The following is a 5510-nucleotide window of genomic DNA, read 5'->3' on the forward strand; positions in this document are numbered from 1 at the left end:
ATGCCTTAGCAGGAAAGAGCAATAAGGAATTTACCGTTGTTCTAAGTAATGAAGAAATTGAAAAAATGGCAACGGATAAGAAATTTGAAAGAGAGCAATTAAATACATTGGATCAGACCGTTAAGTCTATGCTGATGGCGCAGACAGGGATAGGCAATAACAATGGCACAAACAAGACCAATGTGGAGGACATCAAGAGTATTGCGGCAAAAACCCAAGAGGACGGCACCACCATGCTGATTGCCAGCTTAGAGAAGAGCACAAGCTCTGCCAGAAAGATTGCGGAAGAGCAGGATAAAAAGCGGGAAGCGAAGAAACTGGAAGAAAAGCAGGAAGCTAAGAGAGCGGCGGAAAAGGAAGCGCTTAAGGGGGATAAAAAGTCCGAGAAGGCACAAAAATCAGGGAAGTCCGGAAAGGTAGAGAAGACGGATTCCAAGGATAAACTTTCCGATAAAGAAAAAGCGATAAGGGAAACAGAGGATCTTGAAGCTGCGGAAAAAACAGCTGTAAAGCGTGTGGAAGTAAGGGGAAGAACAATAGAAGAGCTTATGGAAAACATGAAAAAGCTGGATTGGACTAAGGTTCCGGTGACAGAATAAAGGGATAGCTCTCTTATTTTATTGTAAAATGAAATAGGGCAGGCAATTTATTATTTGCTTATATAAATTTTATTTTTGTTTATAATTAAAAAGATTCATGCTATACTTCCTCCTTGTAAGGGTTGAACTATCTTTAGGAGGAAGTATGGCATTTTTTTCATTTTTGGATCAGAAAAAGAAAAAGGATGCACTTAGGGAGATTGCAAAGGAAAGAAAGAGAGGAATTCCTGCAGAACAGCTGGACAAGGCCAATAGGGAAATTCATCTTCGTCTTTTGCAATCTCCTTTTTTTCTGGAAGCGGAAAGGATCTTCTCCTATGTGAGTATGGAAGGGGAGGTGGACACCAGAATCATTTTGGAAACGGCTTTACAGATGGGGAAAAGAGTGTGCGTTCCCCGATGTATTCCGGGAAAAGAGCATCTGATGGAGGCGGTAGAGATTCATAGTATGGAGGAACTTATTCCCCAGACCTATGGAATTTTAGAACCAAGGAAAGAACTCCCTTCTTCTACGGACTGGTGCATTGACTTGTCTTTGATTCCCTGTGTAATGGCGGATCAAAGGGGGGGAAGACTGGGGCATGGAGCAGGCTACTACGATCGATTCTTGGAAAAGAGCAGGGGGAAAAAGCTATGTTTATGCTTTTCCTGGTTACTTTACGATAAGATTCCCATGGAAAAAACGGATATCCCCATGGATGCACTATTAACAGAGGAAGGCTACTTTGCATTTCATTAAGAATCTTTCACAAAATACGAAAAAAATTTCTGTAAGAAATGCCAAGTTGTAATCTGTTAAAAAAATAGCTAGTATTAGTGAAGTCAAAAAATTAATTTGTTCCCAAAAAATATTTTTGGTCAGGAGGGGCGAAAATGGGTGTAGAACAAAACAAAATGGAAGAGTTGTTTAAATGGGATGGAAAGCCGGATGTGGCACCTACCATTTCTTTGGCGCTACAGCACTTGGTGGCTATGATTATCGGTTGTGTAACACCGGCGATTATCATCTCTAATGTAGCAGGATTGGAAATCGGACAAAGAATTATCTTGATTCAGGCATCCTTAACCATGTCTGCAGTCTGTACCTTCTTACAGCTCTTTCCCTTAAAGAAGGGCGTTTTCGGTGCCGGACTTCCTATGATTTTAGGAATCAGCTTTGCTTATCTTCCCAGTATGCAGGCCATTGCCAAAGATGGCGGTGGAGTAAGTGCTATCGTTGGAGCAATGATGGTTGGTGGAATCGTTGCTGTTGTAGTAGGAATATTTGTTAAGAGTATTCGTAAATTTTTCCCACCACTGATAACCGGAACTGTAGTATTTACCATTGGTTTATCCTTGTATCCAACAGCGGTAAATTATATGGCCGGCGGAGTAGCAAACAGAATGCAGACTCTTGCTGAAAAAGGGATTACCATCAATCCTGCACTGTACTATGGATCTTGGCAGAACTGGCTGGTGGCATTTATTACTCTGATTGCTGTAATGTGCTTTAGTATCTTTGGTAAGGGTATTTTCAAATTGGCTTCTATCCTTTTAGGTATGCTTGTAGGATATCTTGTGGCTCTTGGCTTTGGGATGATTTCCTTTGACAAAATTGGAACCGCTTCTTGGTTTGCGCTTCCTCACTTCCTGCCATTCGGTGTTTCTTTCAATGCACCTGCTTGTATTTCTATCGGCTTGCTTTTTGCCATTAACTCCATTCAGGCTATCGGTGATTTTACAGCAACTACTATGGGTGGATTTAACAGAGAGCCCAGTGATGATGAGTTGCGTGGCGGAATTATTGCCTACGGTGCTACTAACTTCCTTACATCCTTCTTTGGAGGTCTTCCCACAGCAACCTATTCTCAAAATGTGGGTATCGTAATTTCCAATAAGGTAGTAGCAAGAAGGGTATTTGCAACTACAGGTGTATTTATTTTGATTTGTGGACTGTGCCCTAAGTTCTCTGCATTACTTACCACTATTCCTCAGTGTGTTTTGGGAGGAGCTACCATTACTGTATTCTCTACCATTGCGATGACCGGAATTAAGTTGATTACTCAGGAACCGTTAACCGCTCGTTCTACTACAGTAGTAGGTCTTGCAGCAGCTATCGGAGTGGGTATTGCGCAGGCTCCTGCATCCTTGGAATTGTTCCCGACTTCTTTCACTATGATTTTCGGAAAGTCTCCTGTAGTTTTGGCAACCATTATTGCAGTATTCTTAAATATTGTATTGCCAAAGGAAGAGAAAAAAGCTTAATTGCATACAATCAATAGGGGCTGTCTAAGGCCCAAAGAAAAAGTGCTCAGACATATTCTGAGCACTTTTTTGCCTATTGTAGGAGCAGGGATAGATCTGGAGGCAGTTCCCGTTTAAAAAACATTTTTTCTTTCCCAATCGGATGGGTAAAGGAAATGGAGTAGGAGTGGAGTGCCTGACGGGACAAGCCTATATTTTGTGAAACAATACTTTCTTCATTGCCGTAAAGACTATCCCCCAGTAAGGGACAGGAGAGGTAAGAAAGATGGACACGAATCTGATGGGTCCGGCCGGTGGCCAGCTGAAGCTGCAGAAGAGAATAGTTGTTATTGGGAAAATAGTTTAAGACATTAAAATAACTTAGGGCTTCCTGTCCTTTTTGAAAATCCACGGTTCTCAGCATTTTTTCTTCTTCTACTCTGGCGATAGGCGCAGATATGGCAAAGGCATAATCAAATTCTTCTTTTTCGCTCTCATGAACCCGTCTAAATCCCGGAACATGACCGAGGGAAAATTCGGGATTTCCCTGACAAAAAGCCAGATAGCTTCTTTGAATACGTCCCTCCTTCATATCTTTGTTTAAAATCGATGCAGCCAAACGATTCTTCGCCAGAAGAATCAAACCGCTGGTATCCAAGTCCAATCTGTGGATAAAGTGGCAAACAAAAGAAGATGCAGAAGTATTCTGCATCTGATAAAAAACTACGGCACCGGCTAAAGTCTTTTCAAAATGTCCGGGAGAGGGATGACAGGGGAGTCCTGCAGGCTTATTTAGCAGGAGAATATCCCGGTCTTCATAAACAATGTCCAAAGGAAAGTCATAAGGCGGAGCACTGTTCTCTTCATCCGCTGGAAGGTAGATTGAAAGGCAATCGCCCTCTGCTAAATGATCCACGGTAAAGGCCCATTGACCATTTTTTTCAATCCCGTAATACTCCCTTTCCGCCTCAAAAAAATGAACTCTCTTTAAAGCGGAAAGCAGTGTTTTGGTATAGCCCTGTTCCAAAAGAAAAGCTTCTATCGTCTTATTTGCAAAGTCTTTCGGAACGGTATAGGTAAAAAGAGTAGGAATACTCATGCTTTAGAAGGAAAAGGTTTCTGCCAAAGGAAGCCAGAGCTCATCCTTTTCGGAGAGAAGAAGAGGGCTGCCGTCTTCCATAGCGTAGCCGTCTTTTTTCGCATTTCCGGCATAAGTCCCCTGTAACTCCGGCCACTGAATGCCGATGCTTGGGTCATTCCATGCCAGACCGCCTTCGTCTCCGGGGTGGTAGAAGTCTGTTACCTTATAGGCAAATTCCGCAGTATCGGAAAGCACCAGGAAGCCATGGGCAAAGCCCTCCGGAATATAGAACATCTTTTTATTTTCTTCACTAAGAGTAATGCCGAAATGCTTACCGTAAGTTTTGCTGTTCTTTCTTAAGTCTACAGCCACATCATAAACTCTTCCCTTTAAGACGCGAACAAGCTTTCCCTGGGGATATTGCTTTTGAAAATGCAGTCCCCGCAATACACCCTTTACAGACATACTCTGATTGTCCTGTACAAAACGAAGATTAAGACCTTGTTCCTGGAAATCTCTTTCATTGTAGCTTTCCATAAAATAGCCTCTGCTGTCCTGGTGGATGGTGGGAGTGATAATACATAATCCCTCAATGTCCGTTCTTTCTACCTGAATCTGTCCCATGAAATTTATCCTTTCTCCTTTGTTGTAAGTAATAGAAAATAAAGTGTTTCCTTTTTTCTCATATAGTAATAAAGCAAGAAATACCATCGATATTTTAGCATAAAAAAATTTTTTCACATAATACTTATTTTTTAATATTTGTCTCCGATATATATCTTGCAGCAAGAATAAAACCAAAAAACTTGCCACAAATCATCTCTTCCTTAGGAAGAGGACACCGGTCTTCGGACCATAACAGCCAAAAGGCAAAAAAACAGTCGAAAGACAAAAAAGGCGACACAAGAAGTTTTTTCTCTGGCGCCGGGGAAGAAACTTTGCATAGGACAGGGAGGTTCTGGCATGCCGAAATCAGGAGGATATTACTATGGTTATTCAACACAATATTGCAGCAAACAACGCTTACAGAAACCTTTCCGCTAACGCATCTAACGGACAGAAGAACTTGGAGAAGCTGTCTTCCGGATATAGAATCAACCGTTCTGCAGATGATGCAGCAGGTCTTGCTATTTCCGAGCAGATGCGTTCCAAGATTAACGGTCTTGACCAGGCTACTTCCAACGCAAACGATGCAATCGGTTTAATCCAGACAGCTGAGGGTGCTTTAACAGAGACTCACTCTATGTTACAGCGTATGGTAACTCTGGCTACTCAGTCCGCTAACGGAACCTACAACTCTACAGCACGTGGTGCTATTGCTGAAGAGGTTGATGCTTTACAGAAGGAAATCAACAGAATTGCATCTACCACAGATTACAATGGTGTAAAGCCTTTGTCTCAAACCAACACTATTACTGTGCAGATTGGACCTACTGCTGGTGAAAAGCTTGAAGTTGCTACAGCAGCTATGAGTACAACTGCATTAGGTATTGATGCAATTAGCGTATCATCTACTACAAAGGCAAATGCTGCTATTACCAAGATCAACACTGCTATCAACACTGTATCTACCCACAGAGCAAAGCTTGGAGCATCTCAGAACCGTC

At 42.1% G+C, this 5510-nt stretch carries 6 protein-coding genes; 4 read left to right on the plus strand and 2 right to left on the minus strand.

The window, feature by feature from the left end:
• The 3 genes from ACO4PX_RS08180 to ACO4PX_RS08190 all read left to right on the plus strand — a co-directional run.
• On the plus strand, nucleotides 1-599 hold a 599-nt coding region (locus ACO4PX_RS08180), incomplete at its 5' end, for a DUF6033 family protein (protein WP_485572235.1).
• Between the two features lie 145 nt (nucleotides 600-744).
• Nucleotides 745-1338 carry a 5-formyltetrahydrofolate cyclo-ligase gene (locus ACO4PX_RS08185; RefSeq protein ID WP_485572236.1) on the plus strand — a complete coding sequence of 198 codons (594 nt, stop codon included), beginning with the start codon at nucleotides 745-747 and terminating at the stop codon, nucleotides 1336-1338.
• 134 nt (nucleotides 1339-1472) lie between these two features.
• Nucleotides 1473-2843, plus strand: a complete 1371-nt coding sequence (locus ACO4PX_RS08190; protein ID WP_485559407.1) for a uracil-xanthine permease family protein — start codon at nucleotides 1473-1475, stop codon at nucleotides 2841-2843.
• Nucleotides 2844-2916: 73 nt separating this feature from the next.
• Here ACO4PX_RS08190 and ACO4PX_RS08195 read toward each other — a convergent pair whose 3' ends face one another.
• Together ACO4PX_RS08195 and rfbC are read right to left on the minus strand one after the other, a co-directional pair.
• The gene (locus ACO4PX_RS08195; protein ID WP_485572237.1) at nucleotides 2917-3849 is read right to left on the minus strand and encodes an RluA family pseudouridine synthase; all 933 of its coding nucleotides are present in this window, start codon (nucleotides 3847-3849) and stop codon (nucleotides 2917-2919) included.
• 75 nt (nucleotides 3850-3924) lie between these two features.
• Nucleotides 3925-4527, minus strand: coding sequence for a dTDP-4-dehydrorhamnose 3,5-epimerase (gene rfbC / locus ACO4PX_RS08200; protein WP_485559405.1), 603 nt, complete (start codon nucleotides 4525-4527; stop codon nucleotides 3925-3927).
• 364 nt (nucleotides 4528-4891) lie between these two features.
• On the opposite strand from rfbC, the gene ACO4PX_RS08205 reads away from it, so the two are divergent.
• Nucleotides 4892-5510: flagellin N-terminal helical domain-containing protein (locus ACO4PX_RS08205; protein ID WP_485572238.1), on the plus strand; the 619-nt coding region annotated here is incomplete at its 3' end.

The organism is Oribacterium sp. (assembly GCF_057249185.1).